Source organism: Burkholderia sp. Ac-20379 (assembly GCF_017104645.1).
Lineage (GTDB): Bacteria > Pseudomonadota > Gammaproteobacteria > Burkholderiales > Burkholderiaceae > Burkholderia.
Genome location: NZ_JAAGPF010000718.1, coordinates 1 through 1,269 on the forward strand (window position 1 = coordinate 1; position 1,269 = coordinate 1,269).

Here is a 1,269-nt window from a genome sequence, read left to right on the forward strand (position 1 = left end):
TAGGCCGTGCTCGGCCGGAAGCAGCACGCGGCCCACCAGCGCCAGCACGGCCGGCGCGACCGTCATCAGGCCGAGCATCTGCAGGAGCCGCTCGGGCTCGGGATGCAGGTACAGCCCCAGGTAGAACGACACCAGCGTCAGCATCGCCGCGCCCACCGCGCGGGCGCCGAGCGATTGGCACAGCACGCCCGCGAACACCACCAGCAGCGAGCCCGCGCCGCGCCATAGCGGCTGCTCGGCCACGGCCGCCCCGGCGGTCAGCGACAGGCCCGCGCAAGCGGCGAGCAGCGCGAGCGTGACGAGCCAGCCGGACCAGCGCGCCTCGCGCAGGAACAGCGGCGCGATCATCGCGAACAGCGCGGCGGGGATCGCGACGGTCAATGGAACGTGGTGGCGAACGGCCCAGGCGAGACCGAGGCCGGCGGTGAGCGAACAGGCGAGGGCGGAGCGGGCGGCGCCGCGCAGGCGGGCGAGCGAGGGGTCGTGCAGGCGGGCGTGATGAAACACGCGCGAGCAGGCGGCGGCGATCATGGTCGACGATTTCCGTGCCGGCAACCGGGCTTGTGGCCGTGTGCCGATATCCGGGCGGGCAGCCCGGCGTTGAATGGACACCGGGTGCGCAGGCCCGCCGGGATCTCCGGCTGGCGATGCGCCCGGTGAGGCGATCGACCCGGGCCGCCCGTGCGCCGCGTCGAGGGTAGGACGCGGCGGCGGGCGGCTCGGGTTTTCCCGGATGATAGCCGGTCAAAAATGACAACGGACAGCGGCCGGGGCGGCGGCTTAGGGTATCCGCCGATGCACGCGTGCGACGCAGGGGCGGCGGAGTCGGGTACGCTGCGCTCACCGTCCTGCCCGACGAGGAGCCGCCCATGAACGCCATCGCCATCATCGAGCGCTACGAAGCCGCCTTGCGCGACGCGATGCTCGCCAACGACGTTGCATCGTTATCCGAACTGATCGACGACGACCTGGTGTTCACGGCGCCGGACGGGCAGGTGCTGTCGAAGGACGACGATCTGGATGCGCATCGCGCGCGGCTGTTGCGCCTGCATCGGCTCGACGTCTACGAGACGCGCACGCAGCGCGTCGGCGAACTGATCGTGACGGTCACGAAAGCGAAACTGTCCGGTCATTTCGGCGCGACGCCGATCGACGGCCAGTTCGCCTACACGCGGCTCTGGCGCGCGGCGGGGCCGCGCTGGCGCGTGATCGCGGGGCACGCCTCGCGGATCGGCTGAGGGCGCGGCGGCGGCCGGACGCGGGTTTGCC

The 1,269-nt window shown here is 72.4% G+C and carries 1 protein-coding gene and 1 pseudogene; one reads left to right on the forward strand and one right to left on the reverse strand.

Annotation, left to right across the window (positions count from 1 at the left end):
• Positions 1-531 (reverse strand): annotated as a pseudogene (locus tag G3N92_RS34210) (FUSC family protein); the annotation flags it as partial.
• A gap of 338 nt (positions 532-869) precedes the next feature.
• On the opposite strand from G3N92_RS34210, the gene G3N92_RS34215 reads away from it, so the two are divergent.
• On the forward strand, positions 870-1,238 hold the full coding sequence (locus tag G3N92_RS34215; RefSeq protein ID WP_206131895.1) for a nuclear transport factor 2 family protein: 369 nt from the start codon (positions 870-872) through the stop codon (positions 1,236-1,238).
• Positions 1,239-1,269 lie beyond the last annotated feature (31 nt).